Below are 19,935 nucleotides of genomic sequence, written 5' to 3'. Positions count from 1 at the left end.
ATAAACAGGACGCATATACACCATGATAGGGCTTTTAATCGTTACACACGAAACCATAGGCGAAGCCTACCGCAAGCTGGCACATCATTTTTTCCCAAGCGGGCTGCCTGAAAACGTCCGCATACTCGGCGTGCAGCCGACGGAAGACCAAGACGACATCATCAATAACGCCATTGCCGCGCTGCAAGAATTTCCTGAAAACCACGGCGTATTGATTATGACCGACATCTTCGGCGCGACCCCCTGCAATGCCGCCCGCCGGCTCGTGCGCGAAAACAAATCGGCGATTTTGACCGGCCTGAATGCGCCGATGATGATTAAGGCCGTCCAATATTCGCCGACGGCGGAAGACCTTGCCGCCTTTACCGAATGCGTCAGAGAGGCGGCGGTAAAGGGCATTTTCGCCATCACGTCCGCGCCCGAAGATTTGGTGTGCCGGCGCAGCGGCGATGCTGTCTGAAGAAGCGGCAGGGCAGGAAAATATTTTAAACGGCATCTGCTGCCGATATACATAAAACGGGAATCGAAATGCTCAAACAATCCATCGAAATCATCAACAAACTCGGACTTCACGCCCGCGCGTCCAGCAAATTCACCCAAACCGCGTCTCAGTTTCAAAGCGAAGTCTGGGTAACGAAAAACGGCAGCCGCGTCAACGGCAAAAGCATCATGGGCTTAATGATGCTCGCCGCCGCCAAAGGCACCGTCATCGAGCTGGAAACCGACGGCTTGGACGAAGCCGCCGCCATGAAGGCATTGACCGACTTAATCAACGACTACTTCGGCGAGGGCGAATAATGAGTATCGTGCTGCACGGTGTCGCTGCGGGCAAAGGCATCGCCATCGGACAAGCCCACCTGATTGCGCGCGGCACGGAGGAAGTGCCGCAGTATGATGTCGCGGAGGCGGACACCGATGCCGAAGCCGAACGTTTCGATGCCGCCGTCAAAGCCACGCGCAAAGAGTTGGAACAGCTCCGCAGCGCGATTCCCGAAAACGCCCCGACCGAGTTGGGCGCGTTCATCTCGCTGCACCTGATGCTCTTGACCGATGTTACCTTGTCGCGCGAACCCGTCGATATTTTAAGGGAACAAAAAATCAACGCCGAGTGGGCATTGAAGCAGCAGAGCGACAAACTCGCCGCCCAATTCGACAATATGGACGATGCCTATTTGCGCGAACGCAAGCAGGATATGCTGCAAGTCGTCCGCCGCATCCACAACAACCTGATCGGGCAGGGCAACGAGTTGGAGGTTGCCGACAACCTGTTTGACGAAACCGTGCTGATTGCAAACGACCTTTCGCCCGCCGACACGGTTTTGTTTAAAGAGCAGCGCATTGCCGCCTTTGTTACCGATGCCGGCGGCCCCACCGGGCATACGGCGATTTTGGGCAGGAGCTTGGACATCCCGTCCGTCGTCGGGCTGCACAACGCGCGCAAACTGATTACAGAGGGTGAAACGGTCATCGTGGACGGCATCAACGGCATCCTGCTTATCGCGCCCGATGAAACCGTCTTGGACGAATACCGCCGCCGTGCCCGCGAATACCGCAGCCACAAACGCGAGTTGAACAAGCTCAAAAAAACCGCCGCCGCCACCGCCGACGGGGTCTGCATCGAGCTTGTGGGCAATATAGAATCCGCCGAAGACGTGAAACCGCTGCACAACCTCGGCGCAGACGGCATCGGGCTGTTCCGCAGCGAGTTTCTTTACCTGAACCGCGATACGATGCCGTCTGAAGACGAGCAGTACGAAGTGTACAGCGCGATTGTCAAAAAAATGAAGGGCAAAAGCGTAACGATACGGACAGTCGATTTGGGTGTCGATAAAAATCCGCGCTGGTTCGGCCAAAACAGCACACCCAACGGCAGCCTCAACCCCGCACTCGGCTTGACCGGCATCCGCCTGTGCCTTGCCGAACCGGTCATGTTCCGCACCCAGATGCGCGCCATCCTCCGTGCGGCGGTACACGGCCCCGTCCGCATGATGTGGCCGATGATTACCTCCGTATCCGAAGTGCGCCAGTGCCTGATTCATTTGGACACCGCCCGCCGCCAGCTTGCCGAACGCGGCGATGCCTTCGGCGAAGTCGGCATCGGCTGCATGATTGAAATTCCGTCTGCCGCGCTGACCGTCGGCAGCATTTTGAAACTGGTCGATTTCATCTCCGTCGGCACCAACGATTTGATCCAATATATTCTGTCAGTCGATCGCGGCGACGACAGCGTCAGCCACCTCTACCAGCCCGGCCATCCCGCCGTGCTGAAAATGCTGCAACACGTCATCCGTACCGCCAACCGCATGGACAAAGACGTATCCGTATGCGGCGAGATGGCGGGCGATACCGCGTTTACCCGCGTTTTATTGGGTATGGGGCTGCGCCGTTTTTCCATGAATCCGAACAACATCCTGCCCGTCAAAAACATCATTCTGCACAGCAATGCCGGACAGCTCGAAAACGATATTGCGAAAGTCATCCGCTGCGAAGACGAAGAGAAGTCGGAAAAGCTGATCAAACAGATCAACAGCGTGTCGGTCGAGGAAGAAACCGAAGTCAAGGGGCGGAAATAAATATTGTTGACAATGCGAGCGGATTGCAGTCAAATAACGCCCTTAAAAAATACAGCTGCTTTGGTCAAGAAATGCCGTCTGAAAGGTTTTTCAGACGGCATTTTGTTTTTAAGGAAGCATCAACGGAAACGGACGATTTCCTTGTCTTCGATATGGATGCGTACCGTATCGTTTCCCGATATTTCACCGGCGTGCGGCATATCGAGGTTCAGCCACAGGATGCCGTGTTTCGGATGGAGGACGGACAGGCTGAACGATTCGGGCAAACAGGTACGGGATAATACGCGGCACTCCATGCCGTCTTGGTCGAAACGCACCGCATTTTGCGGGATATGGCGGTCATCGTCGGTGTTGGGCAGACCCATCAGACGGGCGACCTGCACGCCGGAAGGCGTTTGAACCAAAGTTTCGGGCGTACCGCATTGAAGGATTTTCCCCTCGTGCATCACGGCAATTTCGTCTGCCGCCGTGCAGGCCTCTTCGGGCGAATGCGTTACCAAAACGGCAGGGATGCCGCCGTTTCGGATACGTTCGGCAGTCATGCGGCGCAGCCGGTCGCGCAAATGCGTGTCCAAACTGGAAAACGATTCGTCCAGCAACAGCAGGGAAGGGCGGACAACCAAAGCGCGCGCCAGTGCCAGCCGCTGCTTTTCGCCTCCGGAAAGTTTTTCAGGCTTGCGGTGCGCCTCATTTTCCAGTCCGACTTCGGCAAGTGCCGCCATGGCAAGGCGTTCGGCTTCGGCTTTCGGCATTTTTTGTATTTTCAAACCGAATGCCGCATTTTCTAGCGCACTCATATGGGGAAACAGCGCGTAATCTTGAAACATCAGAGAAATACGGCGTTTTTCGGGCGGCATACGGGTAATGTTTTCCCCGTTCAGCCGAATTTCGCCGCCGTCCGGCCGGACAATCCCCGCAATCATATTCAGCAGGGTGGATTTTCCGCATCCCGACCGCCCCAAAACGGCGAGTATTTTACCGCGCCCGAGAGTCAGGCAGATGTTGTCGGCAACGGTTTTATCGCCGAAGCGTTTGCAGAGTCCGTTCAGTTCAAGCATAGCGCATCCTATAAACGTATGCCGTCCAGCCACTCGGACAGCGGATGGGCGGCATCAATCAGACCGTAACGGCAAAACGCGTCCAGCGTAACCAGTTGCGCGTCGTGCATCATGTTTTCCGACAACATGGAGGCAACCAGGCTGCCGATGTCCATTTTCTCAAAACACGCCACTTCGCCGTCCTGATTTTCGGGTTGGAAGGCTTCGGGCAGGACGGCATCGAACACATACAGGATTTCATTGTGCACACCCCGGCTGACGGGGCGCAGGCTGTGCAGCCGAGATACAGGGCGGATGAGCGGAAACAGCGTTTTATCCAAACCGGCTTCTTCGCTGCTTTCGCGGCACACGGCTTCAGACGGCATTTCGCCGCCGGAAACACCGCCGGCGGCAGTATTGTCGAGTTTGTCGGGATCGACTGCTTTGTGCGGACTGCGCCTGCCTATCCAGAAATGCCATCTGCCGTCCGATTCGGTCAGACCGTTGAGATGGACGGCGCGGCTGAGCAGTCCGAACGGACGGAAAGCGGCGCGTTCGAGTGCGAACAAGATATTGCCGCCGCCGTCGGTCAGGTCGAAACACTCGTTGCGCCATCCGTGAAGCAGCCCTGCCTTTTTCCATGAGCGGGCGAGGTGCTGCAAGCGGCCGCCCATATCTGACCAGCCGTCCGCATTCAGAAAAATGCCGTCTGAAGACTCCGAGCAGCCTGCCTCCCAGTCTTTTTTGACGCGTTCCACCCATTCCGGCGACAGGTTGCCCAAAGGCAGACCGTTCAGATACAGCGTTTTCCAGCAACTTTCTGCACCGTAACTTGCTTTTGCCCACTCGAACAGGGCATCAAGGTCGTGTTTGCTGACGGATTCGGTAAAACGGACGGTCGGCATGGTTGGCTTTCTTGAACATAATGTGGAAGATTGTAGCCAAGCCGCCTGAATTTGCAACCGCAAACAGACGGCGGGCTGCTGTTCCGATATTGCGGCAGGAAGGAAAATCAGGCAAAAAACGGAGGCGGCAGGAGACAGGCAAAACAAAACCCCTCGGCATTGAACCAAGGGGTTTAATATTTGGTTGCGGGAGCAGGATTCGAACCTACGACCTTCGGGTTATGAGCCCGACGAGCTACCATGCTGCTCCATCCCGCGTCAGAAGATGGAACTATACGGTAGATTTTTTATGTTGTCAAACATTACTTCCGCGAAAAATTATAAAATTTTGCCGTCCGGCGGTTTATGCCTGATTTGAAATATTATTTTCTTTACAAAAGTTCATGTTCGTGATTTAATTTTGGTTAACATCGAAACAGGGGTGCTGCCTGATGTTCAGGCGGCTGAGAAATACCCTTTACACCCGATCTGGATAATACCTGCGTGGGGAGTTTTCACGGATTCTGCCTTTCAGACGGCATTGGTTTTCAAATGCCGTCTGAAAACGCAAAACGCTCCTGTTTCTTTATTCTAAACGAGAAAACAGGAGCATTTTTTATGACTACGCCAAAAAAAACCGCCAAAACTTCCGGCAACGAAGCGCGCGAGCTTGCCGACTTGAGCGAAGACATCGGCATCCGCTTTAAATATCCGAACTCGGAGCGCGTGTATCTGCAAGGCAGCCGCGACGACATCCGCGTGCCTTTGCGCGAAATCCGTCAGGACGACACCTACACGGCGCAAGGTACGGAGGCCAATCCGCCGATTCCCGTCTATGACACCAGCGGCGTGTACGGCGATCCGGCGGCGCATATCGACCTGAAACAAGGTCTGCCGCACATCCGCACGGCGTGGCTGGACGAACGCGGTGATACCGAAATCCTGCCCAAGCTTTCCAGCGAATACGGCATCGAACGCGCACACGATCCGAAAACCGCCCATCTGCGCTTCAACCAAATCACCCGCCCGCGCCGCGCCAAAGCCGGCGGCAACGTTACCCAGCTCCATTACGCCCGCCAAGGCATTATCACGCCCGAAATGGAGTTTGTCGCCATACGCGAACGCATGAAGCTGGACGAGCTTTTCAGACGGCCTGAATACGCCAAGCTCTTGAAACAACACGCAGGGCAAAGTTTCGGTGCGAACATCCCGACCCATCCCGACCAAATCACGCCCGAATTCGTGCGCCGAGAAATTGCCGCCGGACGCGCGATTATCCCTGCCAACATCAACCACCCCGAACTCGAACCGATGATTATCGGCCGCAACTTCCGCGTCAAAATCAACGGCAACTTGGGCAATTCCGCCGTCACCTCCAGCCTGACCGAAGAAGTCGAAAAAATGGTGTGGTCGCTGCGTTGGGGCGCGGACACGATTATGGATTTGTCCACCGGCGCGCACATCCATGAAACGCGCGAATGGATTATCCGCAACGCGCCAGTCCCCATCGGCACAGTGCCCATCTATCAGGCTTTGGAAAAAACCGGCGGTATTGCCGAAGATTTGACTTGGGATTTGTTCCGCGACACCTTAATCGAGCAGGCGGAACAAGGCGTGGACTATTTCACCATACACGCGGGCGTGTTGCTGCGCTATGTGCCGATGACCGCCAACCGCCTCACAGGCATCGTCTCGCGCGGCGGTTCGATTATGGCGAAATGGTGCCTTGCCCACCATCAGGAAAACTTCCTCTACACGCATTTCGACGAAATCTGCGAAATCATGAAAGCCTACGACGTATCGTTCAGCCTCGGCGACGGCCTGCGCCCCGGTTGCATTGCCGACGCCAACGATGAATCCCAATTCGCCGAATTGCACACCTTGGGCGAATTGACCGCCAAAGCATGGAAACACGACGTACAAGTGATGATCGAAGGCCCCGGCCATGTGCCGCTGCAACGCGTCAAAGAAAACATGACCGAAGAGCTGCAACACTGCTTTGAAGCACCTTTCTACACACTCGGCCCGCTCGTTACCGACATCGCCCCCGGCTACGACCACATCACTTCAGGCATAGGCGCGACCAATATCGGCTGGTACGGCACAGCCATGCTCTGCTACGTTACCCCGAAAGAGCATCTCGGCCTGCCCGACAAAGAAGACGTGCGCACCGGCATCATCACCTACAAACTCGCCGCCCACGCTGCCGACCTTGCCAAAGGCTGGCCGGGTGCACAATTACGCGACAACGCCCTGAGCAAGGCGCGTTTCGAGTTCCGCTGGCGCGACCAATTCCGCTTAAGCCTCGACCCCGAACGCGCCGAAAGCTTCCACGACGAAACCCTGCCCGCCGAAGGCGCGAAAATCGCCCACTTCTGCTCAATGTGCGGCCCCAAATTCTGCTCGATGAAAATCACGCAGGAAGTGCGCGACTACGCCGACAAACAGAAAGCCCAACGGCAGGGCATGGAGGAAAAAGCGATTGAGTTCGTCAAAAAAGGAGCGAAGCTTTACAGCTAAAACGTCAAGCAAAAAATGCCGTCTGAAGCCCGACAAAGCTCCCGATGCCGTCTGAAACTTCGTTATTCCCCTGCTGCCCGCAAGCTTTCGTCATTCCCGTGAAAACGGGAATCTAGAACCTCAAACTTTCAGATAATCTTTGAATATTGCCGCCGCCTGAAGGTCTAGATTCCCGCCTGCGCGGGAATGACGGCATATCGGCAGGCGCAGGATAAATGCGTAAGGCGCTGTATATGGCTACCGTGGTAGCGACACGTTTTAAACCGCTTATTCGGGATTTCTACCAACGCCTGCTGTCCAAGGGTAAGCCGTATAAGGTTGCCGTTACGGCATGTATGCGCAAACTGCTGACGATATTGAATGCCCGGATGCGTGATTATTTTGCCGAAAACGGCACCACCGAAAATGGTATCCGGACGGCTCGATTTGAGTTTTGGTATTTTTGCCCGACGGGGTGAAAAATACAGTTGCTACGGCTCGATGAATCGTCAGAAATACCTGCATCGTCATTCCCGCGCAGGCGGGAATCTAGGTCTGTCGATGCGGAAACTTATCGGGTAAAACGGTTTCTGGAGATTTTTCGTCCTGGATTCCCACTTTCGTGGGAATGACGTGGTGCAGGTTTTCTTAACCCCGCGTTCTAGATTCCCACTTTCGTGGGAATGACGGCGGTAGATTTGGCGGGTGCGGCGGATTCGGCAGGTCTCAACCCATCTTACAATCCACCCTGCCCGCCTTTTACGAATCCGCCGCCATCCCGGAAAACGCAAAAAATGCCGTCTGAAGGACTTTCAGACGGCATTTTCGCGGGCAAATCAGTAGAAGACTTCGCGCCAGCTTAAGCGTTTCATACCGCACGTCGGATCGGGCGGGTTTCGGAAGGGCGGTGTGAAATGAAACGCGGCGGACGACACGGATGCCGCCATCCTGCCCCGAACTGGCGGCAAAGCGTCATCGCGGTTTGAATCGGGCGGGCGCGTGCCTGTTCCGGCACGGATGCCGTTTGAAAGCGGCGGGCTGACCCGGGTCGCGTCAACCCAAGGCGAACAGTTCCCTGCCGTGGATTTTGAGCCACTGTTTCGCTTCGGGCGTGTAGGGGGCGAAGCGGCGGGTCAGTTCCCAAAAGGCGGGGCTGTGGTCGGGATGGGCGAGGTGGCAGAGTTCGTGTATGCAGACATAGTCGGCAACGTATTCCGGTGCGCCGACCAGCCGCCAGTTGAGGCGTATGCCTGTGGTTTTGCGGCACACGCCCCAGAAGGTTTTGGCAGAGGTCAGCGAGGAGGAGGCGGGGAACAGTTGTGTGGTTCGGGCGTGGCGTTCGAGGCGGGGAATCAGGTAGCTTTGGGCCTGCTGTTTCAGAAAGGTTGCCAACAGTGCCGCCTGTTTGTCGTGCGTGTCTTCGGGAACGAGGATTTCAGACGGCATCAGCAGGATTTTCGTGTCTTGATGGGCGGTGAGGGCAAGCTGTCTGCCGTGGAAGAGGATGGATTCGGGCAGCCGGTTTTCGGCAGTTTGCGGCGGCGTTTTGGCAAGGGTGCGGCGCAGGACGGCTTCGTTTTCGTACAGCCAGCGGTTTAGAGCGGAGACGGAGAAGCAGGGTGGGACGCTGATGCTGACGGTATGTGTGCCGATAGGGCGGATAATCAGGTTTTTCTTGGCACGGCGCTTGATTTCTATGGTCAGTTCCATGCCGTCTGAAAGAGTGTGGATCAGGGAGGTCATACGGTTTCAGACGGCATTTTGGCGGCAAACGGGCCTGCGCCGGAAATGAGCGGCTGCTGCGTTTCGATGAGGTGTTCACATTTTTCCATCAATTCGGCTTCGCTGCCGCTTGCGTGCGGGATGGTCGGACAGATGACGACGGTGATTTCCCCCGGATATTTCAGAAAGGAATTTTTCGGCCAAAATTCGCCGCTGTTGAGAGCGACGGGGACGATGTCCATCTCAAACATTTTCGCCATGCGCGCGCCGCCGAGCTTGTATTTGCCGCGTTTTCCGGGCGCAAGGCGCGTGCCTTCGGGGAAAATGGTAATCCAATAGCCTTCGTTTTTGCGCGCCAAACCCTGTTTTATGAGCTGCTCGTTGGCTTCGCGGCGGTTGTTGCGGTCTATGCCTATGGTTTTGACCAGTTTCAAGCCCCAGCCGAAAAAGGGGATTTTGAACAGCTCGCGTTTGGCAACGTAAACCTGCGGCGGAAAAATGTCTTGAAGGGCAAGCGTTTCCCAGCCGCTTTGGTGTTTGGCGCAGATGACGGCGGGGCGGTTGGGGATGTTTTCCGCACCGATGACGCGGTATTTGAGCCCGACGATGTGTTTGAGCGACCAGTTGAGAATGCCGACCCAGACCCGCGCCATCTTGTGCGCCCCGTCCCGGAAAGGCGAGGCGAGCAGCATAAAGGGAAAGAGGAAAATCAGGCTGGAACAGAGTATCAGCCAGTAAATCAGGTTGCGGATGATGAGCATGGTTTTGCCTTGTCGGAATGCGGTATGTTCAGTCGGCTTGCGGTGCGGCGTTTTCCTGCATGATGTATTGTGAGAAATCGAGCAGGGTATCGAAAACCTGTGTGTGTTCGGGCAATTCGTGTCCGTGTTGGGAGAGCGTTTTTTTGCCTTTTCCGGTCAGAACCAGCGCGGGTTTTCCGCCGACGGCATCGATTGCCTGCAAATCGCGCAGGCTGTCGCCGACCAGCCAAGTTTCCGAAGCTTGGGCGTTGAAGCGTTCGAGGATGTCTTCAATCATACCAGGTTTGGGCTTGCGGCAGCCGCAGCCGTCGGCGCCGGTATGCGGGCAGAACCAGATGCCGTCGATTTCTCCGCCTGCCTGACGGATGAGGCGGTGCATTTTGGCATGCATTTCAGTGAGGTCTTGAACGGTAAAATATTTGCGGCCAATGCCGGATTGGTTGGTGGCGACGGCAACGGTGTAGCCTGCCTGCGTCAGGAATGCCACCGCATCCATGCTGCCTTCGATAGGTATCCACTCGTCAACGGATTTGACGAAGTCGTCGCGGTCCTGGTTGATGACGCCGTCGCGGTCGAGAATGATGAGTTTCATCACGGTTCCTTTGGGTTGGGCAGGTTCGGGGATGGCACCGATACTGAAATATCGGTGGAAATGCGCCTGTGCCGCGCGATAACGAGGCAATGCCGTCTGAAGCCGCCGGCGGGCTTCAGACGGCATTTTGCCTTTATCCCTTGAATACGGGGACGAGTTCCATTTGGCTCAATACCTGTGCGGCGATGTTGACGATGCCGAAAAGGAAGACCCAAACCATCAGCCACAAGCCGCCGTAAACTTTATAGGTTTTGCCTGCGCCGAATTTCTTGCGCGAACGGTAGAGCAGCATGGCGGGGATGATGCCTGTCCAGACGGTTGCCGCCAGGCCGACGTAGCCGATGGCGGTAACGAAACCGGTGGGGAAGAGCAGGCAGGAAATCAAAGGCGGCAGGAAGGTCAGCGCGGCGGTTTTGGTGCGGCCGGACACGCTGTCGTTCCATTTGAAGATGTCGGCGATGTAGTCGAACAGACCTAAGGTTACGCCTAAAAACGAGGTGGCGATTGCCATATAGGAAAACAGGGACAATATTTTATCCATATTGCCGGTTTGGGCGAATTTGGACAGGGTTTCAATCAGGACGGAGACTTGCCCTTCGGCGGCGATGACGGGGGCGAACTCGTTGCGTGGCAGGTTGCCTTGGATGGCGATTTGCCAGAGGACGTAAATTACCAGCGCAATCAGTGTGCCCGTCCAGATGGATTTCGCCACTTTGGGCGCGTCGCCTTTAAAGTATTTGAGCAGGCTGGAGACGTTGCCGTGGAAGCCGAAGGAAGCGAGGCAGACGGGCAGGGCGGTGGCGACATAAATCCAGTAGCTGGTGCCGACGGGGGCTTGGGTATCTAAGAGGACGGACGGCTTGGCATCGGCAATCAGGCCGCCGGTTGCCCAAATAAAGGTCAATACCATGCCGCCGATGAGGATGCCGGTGAATCGGCCGACCAAGCGTGCGGATGCCCACACGCAAAAGGCGAGGATGCCGAAGAAGACGAGTTGTCCGACGGTAAGCGAAACATTGCCGCCCAAGGCGTTGCCGATGCCTTTGGCGGTCAGGTCGCCGCCGACGAAGATGTAGGCGTAGGTGAGCAGGTATAGGACGAAGGCGACGGCAACGCCGTTGATGATGTTCCAGCCGCGTCCGAGCAGGTCTTTGACCATCGTGTCGAAACTTGCGCCGTGGGGGTAGTGGGTGTTGACTTCCAAAATCATCAGGCCGCTGGAAAGCATGGAAAACCAAGTGTAGAGCAACACAATCAGCGAGCCGGTAAACCATACGCCGGATGTGGCGGTCGGGTTGGCGAGCATACCTGCGCCGATGACCGTGCCGGCGATAATCATCGCGCCGCCGAATAGGGAAGGGGTTTTGGTTGACATTGTTTATCTTTCTTCTAGAAATGCGCGGCTGCCATTATGCCGTAAAGTGTAAGGGTTTGTAAGGTATTTGCGCCGCACCGCCCGAAAAGGCTTTCAGACGGCATCGTGTTCCATAGTATAATCTTGGGTTTTGGAGTGGGGCGGTTCGTCAGATGGGAGGAAAAATGTCCGACAAAAAATATAATGTCGATGAGGGGGAAATCGCCAAATTCAGCCGGATTGCCGACAAATGGTGGGACAAGTCGGGCGAGTTCAAAACCTTGCACGACATCAATCCGCTGCGGCTCGATTATATCGACGGACACGCAAATTTGCGCGGCAAACGGGTTTTGGATGTGGGCTGCGGCGGCGGGATTTTGGCGGAAAGTATGGCGCGGCGCGGCGCGGTGTTTGTCAAGGGCATCGACATGGCGGAGCAGTCGTTGGAAACCGCTCGCCTGCATGCGGCTTTGAACAATGTCGCCGATATCGAATACGAATGTATCCGCGTGGAAGACCTTGCCGAGGCGGAACCGTACTCGTTTGATGTGGTAACGTGCATGGAAATGATGGAACACGTCCCCGATCCCGCCGCCATCGTGCGTGCTTGTGCCAAGCTGGTCAAACCGGACGGCATGGTGTTTTTTTCCACCATCAATAAAAACCCGAAATCGTATCTGCATCTGATTGTGGCGGCGGAATATCTGTTGAAGTTTGTCCCCAAAGGCACGCACGACTGGAAAAAATTCATCGCGCCTGCCGAGCTGGCGCGGATGTGCCGTCAGGCGGGCTTGGATGTGGCGGATACGAAGGGTATGACTTACCATGTGTTGTCGCAAACTTATGCCCTGTGTGATTCGACCGATGTGAATTATATGTTTGCCTGCCGTCCGGCGTTCTGACGGCGGGTTTGCCCGTTTTTGAGCAAGTGAGTTGATATGTCTGTCTATACCAGTGTTTCCGATGATGAAATGCGCGGCTTCCTGAGCGGTTACGATTTGGGGGAATTTGTTTCCCTGCAGGGTATCGCGCAGGGGATTACCAACAGCAATTATTTTCTGACGACGACTTCGGGACGTTATGTGCTGACCGTGTTTGAAGTGTTGAAACAGGAAGAGCTGCCGTTTTTTCTGGAGCTTAACCGGCATTTGAGTATGAAGGGCGTGGCGGTTGCCGCGCCGGTTGCGCGCAAGGACGGCCGGCTTGATTCCGTTTTGGCGGGCAAGCCGGCTTGTTTGGTTGCCTGCCTGAAAGGTTCGGATACCGCGCTGCCGACGGCGGAACAGTGTTTCCATACCGGTGCGATGTTGGCGAAAATGCACCTTGCCGCCGCCGATTTCCCTTTGGAAATGGAAAACCCGCGTTACGATGCGTGGTGGACGGAGGCGTGCGCCCGACTGCTGCCCGTCCTGTCGCAAGACGATGCCGCGCTGCTGTGTTCCGAAATCGACGCGCTGAAGGGCAACCTCGGCAACCATCTGCCTTCGGGCATCATCCACGCCGACCTGTTTAAAGACAATGTGTTGCTTGACGGCGGTCAGGTATCGGGCTTCATCGATTTCTATTATGCCTGCCGGGGCAATTTTATGTATGACTTGGCGATTGCGGTCAACGATTGGGCAAGGACGGCGGACAATAAGTTGGATGAGGCGTTGAAAAAGGCGTTTATCGGCGGTTATGAGGGTGTGCGCCCCTTGAGTGCCGAAGAAAAGGCGTATTTCCCGACCGCCCAACGTGCCGGCTGCATCCGTTTTTGGGTGTCGCGCCTGTTGGACTTTCATTTTCCGCAGGCGGGCGAGATGACGTTTATCAAAGACCCGAACGCGTTCCGCAACCTGCTGTTGAGTTTGGATTGAGTGCGTCCGGCGTTTGGCAGAAATGCCGTCTGAAAGGGCTTCAGACGGCATTTTGTTTCGGGTTTGAATATGTTTTCCGGTTCGGAGTACCGGTTTCAGCTGCTTTGTTACGCACCCGCGCCGGTGTTTGCCTCTGAATTCCGGCGGTTGGCGGCGGTTTGACTGCGGACGGATAAAATTGTGCAGTCATTTTTGATCGGCTTTGGGTACAATCCAGCCATTATGTTTTGAAATGGGAAAACGGATGGATATGCGGCGTTGGGCGGTTGTCGGATTGGTTACGCTGCCACCCCTGTTTTTTTTGACCGCGATGGTGCTTGCGCCTTTGTGGGCGATGGCGGCGTATGACGGTTTGGCGTGGCGCGCGGTGCTGTCGGATGCCTATATGCTCGAACGTTTGGCATGGACGGTATTTCAGGCGGCGGCAACCTGTGTGCTGGTGCTGCCTTTGGGCGTACCTGTCGCGTGGGTGCTCGCGCGGCTGGCGTTTCCGGGGCGGGCTTTGGTGCTGCGCCTGCTGATGCTGCCTTTCGTGATGCCGACGCTGGTGGCGGGCGTGGGCGTGCTGGCCTTGTTCGGGGCGGACGGGCTGTTGTGGCGCGGCCGGCAGGATACGCCGTATCTGTTGTTGTACGGCAATGTGTTTTTTAACCTGCCCGTGCTGGTCAGGGCGGCGTATCAGGGGTTTGTGCAAGTGCCTGCGGCACGGCTTCAGACGGCACGGACGTTGGGCGCGGGGGCGTGGCGGCGGTTTTGGGACATTGAAATGCCCGTTTTGCGCTCATGGCTTGCCGGCGGCGTGTGCCTTGTCTTTCTGTATTGTTTTTCGGGGTTCGGGCTGGCATTGCTGCTGGGCGGCAGCCGTTATGCCACGGTCGAAGTGGAAATTTACCAGTTGGTTATGTTCGAACTCGATATGGCGGGGGCTTCGGCACTGGTGTGGCTGGTGTTGGGGGTAACGGCGGCAGCGGGATTGCTGTATGCGTGGTTCGGCAGACGCGCGGGTTCGGATAAGGCGGTTTCCCCTGTGATGCCGTCGCCGCCGCAATCGGTGGGGGAATATGTGCTGCTGGCATTTTCGGCGGCGGTGTTGTCCGTGTGCTGCCTGTTTCCTTTGTCGGCAATTGTTGTGAAAGCGTGGTCAGCCGGCGAATCGTGGCGTGTGTTAATGGAAAGTGAAACGTGGCAGGCGGTGTGGAATACTTTGCGCTTCTCGGCGGCGGCGGTGTTTGCGGCGGCGGTTTTGGGTGTGGTGTATGCGGCGGCGGCGCGGCGGCTGGCGTGGATGCGCGGGCTGATGTTTTTGCCGTTTATGGTGTCGCCGGTTTGTGTTTCGGCGGGCGTGCTGCTGCTTTATCCGGGGTGGACGGCTTCGTTGCCGCTGCTGTTGGCGATGTATGCGCTGCTGGCGTATCCGTTTGTGGCAAAAGATGTTTTGTCGGCTTGGGACGCACTGCCGCCGGATTACGGCAGAGCGGCGGCGGGTTTGGGCGCAAACGGCTTTCAGACGGCATACCGCATCACGTTCCCCCTCTTGAAACCGGCGTTGCGGCGCGGCCTGACTTTGGCGGCGGCAACCTGCGTGGGCGAATTTGCGGCGACATTGTTCCTGTCGCGTCCGGAATGGCAGACGTTGACGACTTTGATTTATGCCTATTTGGGGCGTGCGGGTGAAGACAATTATGCGCGGGCAATGGTGTTGACATTGTTGTTGTCGGCATTTGCGGTGGGCATTTTCCTGCTGTTGGACAACGGTGAAGGCGGAAAACAGACGGAAACGTTATAATGTGAACCCTTTTTCAGAGGACGGCAAAATGAGCGAGTTGAGCGAAATCCTTTCCTATAATCAGAAGTTTGTCGAGTCGGGCGAATATGAGAAATATTTTACCGACAAATACCCGGGCAGGGAGTTGGCGATTTTATCCTGCATGGATGCGCGGATTATCGAGCTGCTGCCCAATGCTTTGGGGTTGAGGAACGGCGATGCCAAACTGATTAAAAATGCAGGTGCGCTGGTTGCGCATCCGTGGGGTTCGGTCATGAGGAGCCTGCTGGTTGCCGTGTTTGAACTGAAAGTCAAAGAAATCATGGTCATTTCCCATCACGATTGCGGTATGCAAGGTTTGAATGCGGCCGGCTTTCTCAGTAAGGTGCATGAAAGCAATATTCCCGAAGACCGTATCGAAACCCTGCGTTATGCCGGCATCGACCTCGACGGCTGGCTGACCGGTTTCGACAACGTCGAAGACAGCGTGCGCCATACGGTCGAACTCATCCGCCGCCATCCGTTGATGCCGCGCCATATTGCCGTTCACGGATTGGTCATCCATCCCGTTACCGGCAAACTGACCCTGATTGTGGACGGCAGTGTTTCAGACGGCATGGACTTATCGGAAGGAATGGAAACATCATGAAGAAAATCGGACTGTTCGGCGGCACTTTCGACCCGATACACAACGGGCATCTTCATATCGCCCGTGCCTTTGCCGATGAAATCGGGTTGGACACGGTTGTTTTCCTGCCGGCAGGTGGCCCGTATCACAAAGACGCCGCCTCCGCTTCCGCCGCCGACCGCCTTGCCATGGTCGAACTGGCAACGGCAGAAGACGCGCGTTTTGCCGTCAGCGACTGCGACATCGTCCGAGAAGGTGCAACCTACACCTTCGACACCGTCCAAATTTTTCGCCAGCAGTTCCCCTCGGCGCAACTCTGGTGGCTGATGGGCAGCGACAGCCTGATGAAGCTGCACACATGGAAAAAATGGCAGATGCTCGTGCGCGAAACCCATATCGCCGTCGCCATGCGGCAGGGCGGCAGCCTCAAACACGCCCCGCACCAGCTGCACGCATGGCTGGGCAAGTCCCTTCAGGACGGCAGCGTCCGCATCTTGTCCGTCCCGATGCATAATATGTCGTCAACGGAAATCCGCCGCAACCTGAGTGCCGCCGGTGTTTCAGACGGCATACCGCCTGCCGCCGCCCGTTATATCCGAGAACACCGGCTGTACGAAAAATAAAGTCAAATCAGTAAGGAACGGCTATAATGCCGTCTGAAAACATCCCGTTAGGAACATAATGAACGAACAAGAACTGCAAGACCTGCAAAAAATGGTCGGGGTCGCCGTCAACGCCCTCGAAGACATCAAAGCCAAAGACATTTCCGTTCTCGAAACGCAAGACAAAACTTCGCTGTTTGCCAGAATGATTATCGCCAGCGGCGACAGTACGCGCCAAGTCAAAGCCCTTGCCAATAACGTTGCCGTCGATTTGAAAGAGGCCGGTTTTGAAATCCTCAGTACCGAAGGCGACAGCGGCGAATGGACGTTGGTTGATGCAGGAGACCTCGTCGTCCACGTTATGCTCCCTGCCGTGCGCGACTTCTACGACATCGACACCCTCTGGGGCGGCGAGAAACCGAGTTTCCATGCCGGAATGCAGAAGCCGTGGCACGCGGCAGACTGATTCCCGATGCCGTCTGAATGTTCAGACGGCATTTTCTTGTAAGGGAGAAAGCATTGAACATTACCGTCTTGGCAGTCGGCACCAAAATGCCGCGCTGGGTTGATGAGGCCGTCGCCGAATACGCTAAACGCTTCGGACGCGACGTCGCCTACGCACTCAAAGAAATCAAACCCGAAAAACGCGGCGCGGGCGTGAATGCCGCACAAGGTATGGTGGCGGAAGAAAAACGCATCCTTGAAGCCGTTCCGCAAGGCGCGTTCCTCGTCGTTCTTGACGAACGCGGCAAAGCACCGACCTCCGTCGAGCTGGCGGAACACCTCAAAAGCTGGCAGCAAAACGGCGAACACGTCTGCTTCGTCATCGGCGGCGCGGACGGCATGACCGACCGCCTCAAACAACAAGCCCGCATGATGATGCGCCTGTCCAGCCTCACCCTGCCGCACGGCATGGTGCGTGTCCTTCTGACCGAGCAGCTCTACCGGGCCGTTTCCATCCTGCACAACCATCCTTATCATCGGGAATAAGAAGGCTTTTGTCTGTACCCCTAATCGGTTAAAATCACCCCGTTATTTCTGAACACAGCAAAGGAATCCGCTATGGCACGCATGGTATTCTGCGTCAAGCTCAACAAAGAAGCCGAAGGCATGAAATTTCCACCGCTTCCCAACGAATTGGGCAAGCGCATTTTTGAAAACGTATCGCAAGAAGCATGGATGGCGTGGACGCGCCACCAAACCATGCTGATTAACGAAAACCGCTTAAGCCTTGCCGATCCGCGCGCGCGCGAATACCTGGCTCAGCAGATGGAGCAGTATTTCTTCGGCGACGGCGCGGATGCCGTTCAGGGATACGTTCCGCAATAACGGTTTTCCGTTTTGAACACAGGCTGTCCGAACCTGCTTCAGACGGCCTTTAAAATACGCCGGACAACTTTATCTTCACGCAACCGGACAAATTTTGACATTGGGCAATGTTAAAATCCCCCGTTATTTCCAACCGCGCTTTCAGGAGCAGATGATATGCAACACGACGTTTACGACTACACCGTGCATACGGTTTCTAAAAACACCGTCCTGCAGAAAACCTACCGCCTGCTCGGATTTTCATTCATTCCGGCTGCCGCAGGCGCGGCACTTGCCGCCAATGCCGGCTTCAATTTTTACGCCGCCTTCGGTTCGCGCTGGATAGGGTTTGCCGTCGTGCTGGCGTTTTTCTACGGCATGATCCACTTCATCGAGAAAAACCGTTACAGCAATACCGGCGTTGCCCTGCTGATGGTATTCACATTCGGTATGGGCGTATTGATCGGCCCCGTGCTGCAATACGCGCTCCATATTGCCGACGGTGCGAAAATCGTCGGTATTGCCGCCGCGATGACCGCCGCCGTCTTTTTAACGATGTCCGCATTGGCACGCCGAACCCGGCTCGATATGAACGCGCTCGGACGCTTCCTGACCGTAGGTGCAGTCATTCTGATGGTCGCCGTGGTTGCCAATCTGTTTTTGGGTATCCCCTCGCTGGCACTGACCATTTCCGCCGGGTTTGTCTTGTTCAGTTCCTTAATGATTATGTGGCAGGTACGCACCGTCATCGACGGCGGAGAAGACAGCCACATCAGTGCGGCACTGACACTGTTTATCTCGCTTTACAACATCTTCAGCAGTTTGCTCAACATCCTGCTGTCCTTAAACGGCGATGACTGATGTAGGCGAAACACCATGCCGTCTGAAAGCACTTATTTCAGACGGCATTTTGTTTTGGGCATGCAATACGGATGCACACACATAAAAACACAGCCGGCTATGAAGTCGGGAGGAATCATATGTTACCGAATACACCGCGCCGAGCCGTTTATGCCGGCAGTTTCGATCCGCCCACATTGGGGCATCTGTGGATGATACGGCAGGCGCAATCTATGTTTGACGAACTCATCGTCGCCATCGGCATCAATCCCGACAAACGCAACACCTACACGATAGCCGAAAGGCTGGATATGCTGCACGATATTACTAAAATGTTTCCCAACGTTAGAACCGATGTATTTGAAAACCGGTTTTTGGTGCATTACGCCCGTGAGGTAGATGCAGGATTCATCGTACGCGGCATCCGTTCCGCCTCCGATTATGAATACGAACGTTCCATGCGCCATATCAACAGCGACCTCGCCCCCGAAATATCCACCGTATTCCTTATGCCGCCGCGCGAAATCGCCGAAGTGTCGTCCACTATGGTTAAAGGCTTGGTCGGGCCGGAAGGCTGGACGGAAACCGTCAAAAGATATGTGCCGCCGGCCGTGTACCAAAAAATGATTGCAGAACATCACAACAATGCCTGACAGAAAGCTTCTGTCAAATATATTCAGGTTCAAATATGTGGGAAATCTTATTCAGACACCAAGATTTTGTCGCCATCAATAAACCTCAAGGCATATCCGTCCACCGTTCCGACGGCGAAGTCAGTCTGACGGCAACACTTGCGGCACAGTTGGGCGTAGAAAAGGTATGGTTGCTGCACAGGTTGGACAAGCAGACCGGAGGCATATTGCTGTTTGCCCTTAATCCCCAAAGTGCCGCTGTTTTTGCCGCACAGTTTGCCGAAAGGAAAATGAAGAAAACCTATTTGGCTTTGTCCGACCGCAAACCGTCCAAAAAACAAGGATGGATAAAAGGCGGCATGGAAAAATCTAGGCGCGGGATGTGGAAGCTGACGCGCAATATGGAAAATATTGCCGTTACCCGATTCCACAGCATCAGTATCGCCGAAAAACTGCGGCTGTTCATCCTTGAGCCCCATACGGGCAAAACGCACCAATTGAGAGTGGCGATGAAAAGTTTGGGCAGTCCGATTCTAGGCGACAGCTTATACGGCGGAACAGAATCCGAAATCATGTTTCTGTATGCATGGAAAATACAATTTGCCTACCAAAACCGACAAATCGAAATTGTTGCACCCTTAAAAAACGAATGGCAGACTGAAAATATATCTCATGTGCTGGAAGAATTTTATATGGCAAAAGCAGGTTAATAAATATAAATTAATTTATAAACAATATGATAAATATTTTTATAAAAATTTTTCAAGAAAACGGTTGACCGCAAATCTCTTCAAGCGTATAGTTCGCGTCTTCGCTGCTGACGAAACGGCGGTGATGAAGCAGTTCAAACGCTCTTTAACAAAACAGATTACCGATAAGTGT

General features: G+C 55.3%; 21 protein-coding genes, 1 tRNA gene, 1 pseudogene and 1 riboswitch. Of the genes and pseudogenes, 16 read left to right on the top strand and 7 right to left on the bottom strand.

Annotated features, from left to right (window positions below):
• Positions 1–22 precede the first annotated feature (22 nt).
• The 3 genes from Q9J32_RS08980 to ptsP all read left to right on the top strand — a co-directional run bounded on the left by Q9J32_RS08980 (position 23) and on the right by ptsP (position 2,573).
• Complete coding sequence (locus tag Q9J32_RS08980) at positions 23–460, top strand: PTS sugar transporter subunit IIA (RefSeq protein WP_301883625.1); 438 nt, start codon at positions 23–25, stop codon at positions 458–460.
• 68 nt (positions 461–528) lie between these two features.
• The gene (locus tag Q9J32_RS08975) at positions 529–798 is read left to right on the top strand and encodes an HPr family phosphocarrier protein (protein ID WP_003677272.1); all 270 of its coding nucleotides are present in this window, start codon (positions 529–531) and stop codon (positions 796–798) included.
• Positions 798–2,573: a phosphoenolpyruvate--protein phosphotransferase gene (gene ptsP / locus Q9J32_RS08970; protein ID WP_301883627.1), complete on the top strand. Its 1,776-nt coding sequence runs from the start codon at positions 798–800 to the stop codon at positions 2,571–2,573. Before Q9J32_RS08975 ends, ptsP begins: the two co-directional genes overlap by 1 nt.
• Before the next feature lie 119 nt (positions 2,574–2,692).
• On the opposite strand, the gene Q9J32_RS08965 is transcribed toward ptsP, so the two are convergent.
• The 3 genes from Q9J32_RS08965 to Q9J32_RS08955 form a co-directional block, all read right to left on the bottom strand.
• On the bottom strand, positions 2,693–3,631 hold the full coding sequence (locus tag Q9J32_RS08965) for an ABC transporter ATP-binding protein (protein ID WP_301883629.1): 939 nt from the start codon (positions 3,629–3,631) through the stop codon (positions 2,693–2,695).
• Between the two features lie 8 nt (positions 3,632–3,639).
• The gene (locus Q9J32_RS08960; protein WP_301883631.1) at positions 3,640–4,515 is read right to left on the bottom strand and encodes an NUDIX hydrolase; all 876 of its coding nucleotides are present in this window, start codon (positions 4,513–4,515) and stop codon (positions 3,640–3,642) included.
• Positions 4,516–4,696: 181 nt separating this feature from the next.
• Positions 4,697–4,773 (bottom strand) — tRNA-Met (locus tag Q9J32_RS08955).
• Between the two features lie 149 nt (positions 4,774–4,922).
• A riboswitch (TPP riboswitch) is annotated at positions 4,923–5,022 on the top strand.
• A gap of 90 nt (positions 5,023–5,112) precedes the next feature.
• Between Q9J32_RS08955 and thiC the strand changes: the two genes are divergently transcribed.
• The gene (gene thiC, locus Q9J32_RS08950) at positions 5,113–7,014 is read left to right on the top strand and encodes a phosphomethylpyrimidine synthase ThiC (RefSeq protein WP_301883633.1); all 1,902 of its coding nucleotides are present in this window, start codon (positions 5,113–5,115) and stop codon (positions 7,012–7,014) included.
• A 215-nt stretch (positions 7,015–7,229) separates the two neighbouring features.
• Positions 7,230–7,472 (top strand): annotated as a pseudogene (locus Q9J32_RS08945) (hypothetical protein); the annotation flags it as partial.
• 574 nt (positions 7,473–8,046) lie between these two features.
• Here the strand turns inward: Q9J32_RS08945 and Q9J32_RS08940 are convergent.
• The 4 genes from Q9J32_RS08940 to Q9J32_RS08925 form a co-directional block, all read right to left on the bottom strand.
• Positions 8,047–8,736 (bottom strand): YgjP family zinc-dependent metalloprotease, encoded by a 690-nt coding sequence (locus tag Q9J32_RS08940; protein ID WP_301883634.1) that lies wholly within the window; start codon positions 8,734–8,736, stop codon positions 8,047–8,049.
• On the bottom strand, positions 8,733–9,476 hold the full coding sequence (locus Q9J32_RS08935; protein ID WP_301883635.1) for a lysophospholipid acyltransferase family protein: 744 nt from the start codon (positions 9,474–9,476) through the stop codon (positions 8,733–8,735). Before Q9J32_RS08935 ends, Q9J32_RS08940 begins: the two co-directional genes overlap by 4 nt.
• 28 nt (positions 9,477–9,504) lie before the next feature.
• Positions 9,505–10,068 (bottom strand): D-glycero-beta-D-manno-heptose 1,7-bisphosphate 7-phosphatase, encoded by a 564-nt coding sequence (gmhB, locus tag Q9J32_RS08930; RefSeq protein WP_301883659.1) that lies wholly within the window; start codon positions 10,066–10,068, stop codon positions 9,505–9,507.
• A 133-nt stretch (positions 10,069–10,201) separates the two neighbouring features.
• The gene (locus Q9J32_RS08925) at positions 10,202–11,443 is read right to left on the bottom strand and encodes an aromatic amino acid transporter (protein ID WP_301883637.1); all 1,242 of its coding nucleotides are present in this window, start codon (positions 11,441–11,443) and stop codon (positions 10,202–10,204) included.
• 152 nt (positions 11,444–11,595) lie between these two features.
• Here Q9J32_RS08925 and ubiG point away from each other — a divergent pair, with 152 nt between their 5' ends.
• From ubiG to Q9J32_RS08870, 11 genes are all read left to right on the top strand, one after another.
• Positions 11,596–12,324 carry a bifunctional 2-polyprenyl-6-hydroxyphenol methylase/3-demethylubiquinol 3-O-methyltransferase UbiG gene (ubiG, locus tag Q9J32_RS08920; protein ID WP_107819623.1) on the top strand — a complete coding sequence of 243 codons (729 nt, stop codon included), beginning with the start codon at positions 11,596–11,598 and terminating at the stop codon, positions 12,322–12,324.
• Between the two features lie 36 nt (positions 12,325–12,360).
• Positions 12,361–13,278 carry a homoserine kinase gene (gene thrB / locus Q9J32_RS08915; RefSeq protein WP_101083011.1) on the top strand — a complete coding sequence of 306 codons (918 nt, stop codon included), beginning with the start codon at positions 12,361–12,363 and terminating at the stop codon, positions 13,276–13,278.
• A 244-nt stretch (positions 13,279–13,522) separates the two neighbouring features.
• Positions 13,523–15,064, top strand: coding sequence for an ABC transporter permease (locus Q9J32_RS08910; RefSeq protein WP_301883642.1), 1,542 nt, complete (start codon positions 13,523–13,525; stop codon positions 15,062–15,064).
• A gap of 28 nt (positions 15,065–15,092) precedes the next feature.
• Positions 15,093–15,692 carry a beta-class carbonic anhydrase gene (locus Q9J32_RS08905; protein ID WP_301883661.1) on the top strand — a complete coding sequence of 200 codons (600 nt, stop codon included), beginning with the start codon at positions 15,093–15,095 and terminating at the stop codon, positions 15,690–15,692.
• Entirely contained in the window at positions 15,689–16,294 is a 606-nt protein-coding gene (nadD, locus tag Q9J32_RS08900; protein WP_301883646.1) for a nicotinate-nucleotide adenylyltransferase, read from the top strand. The genes Q9J32_RS08905 and nadD overlap by 4 nt, the downstream gene beginning before the upstream one ends.
• A gap of 58 nt (positions 16,295–16,352) precedes the next feature.
• Complete coding sequence (gene rsfS / locus Q9J32_RS08895; protein ID WP_002214954.1) at positions 16,353–16,739, top strand: ribosome silencing factor; 387 nt, start codon at positions 16,353–16,355, stop codon at positions 16,737–16,739.
• A gap of 53 nt (positions 16,740–16,792) precedes the next feature.
• A complete protein-coding gene (gene rlmH / locus Q9J32_RS08890) occupies positions 16,793–17,263 on the top strand; it encodes a 23S rRNA (pseudouridine(1915)-N(3))-methyltransferase RlmH (RefSeq protein ID WP_188211193.1) in 471 nt (156 codons plus the stop codon).
• Between the two features lie 72 nt (positions 17,264–17,335).
• Positions 17,336–17,602, top strand: a complete 267-nt coding sequence (locus tag Q9J32_RS08885; RefSeq protein ID WP_002223157.1) for an oxidative damage protection protein — start codon at positions 17,336–17,338, stop codon at positions 17,600–17,602.
• Between the two features lie 156 nt (positions 17,603–17,758).
• Positions 17,759–18,442: a Bax inhibitor-1 family protein gene (locus Q9J32_RS08880; RefSeq protein ID WP_301883652.1), complete on the top strand. Its 684-nt coding sequence runs from the start codon at positions 17,759–17,761 to the stop codon at positions 18,440–18,442.
• A gap of 119 nt (positions 18,443–18,561) precedes the next feature.
• Positions 18,562–19,074, top strand: coding sequence for a pantetheine-phosphate adenylyltransferase (coaD, locus tag Q9J32_RS08875; protein WP_301883653.1), 513 nt, complete (start codon positions 18,562–18,564; stop codon positions 19,072–19,074).
• 35 nt (positions 19,075–19,109) lie between these two features.
• Positions 19,110–19,763, top strand: coding sequence for a TIGR01621 family pseudouridine synthase (locus Q9J32_RS08870; protein ID WP_107819629.1), 654 nt, complete (start codon positions 19,110–19,112; stop codon positions 19,761–19,763).
• Positions 19,764–19,935: the final 172 nt, after the last annotated feature.

This window comes from Neisseria uirgultaei (assembly GCF_962719845.1).
Lineage (GTDB): Bacteria > Pseudomonadota > Gammaproteobacteria > Burkholderiales > Neisseriaceae > Neisseria > Neisseria bergeri.
The sequence above is the reverse complement of the archived record's forward strand: the minus strand, read 5'-3'. Positions and strand labels throughout refer to the sequence as shown.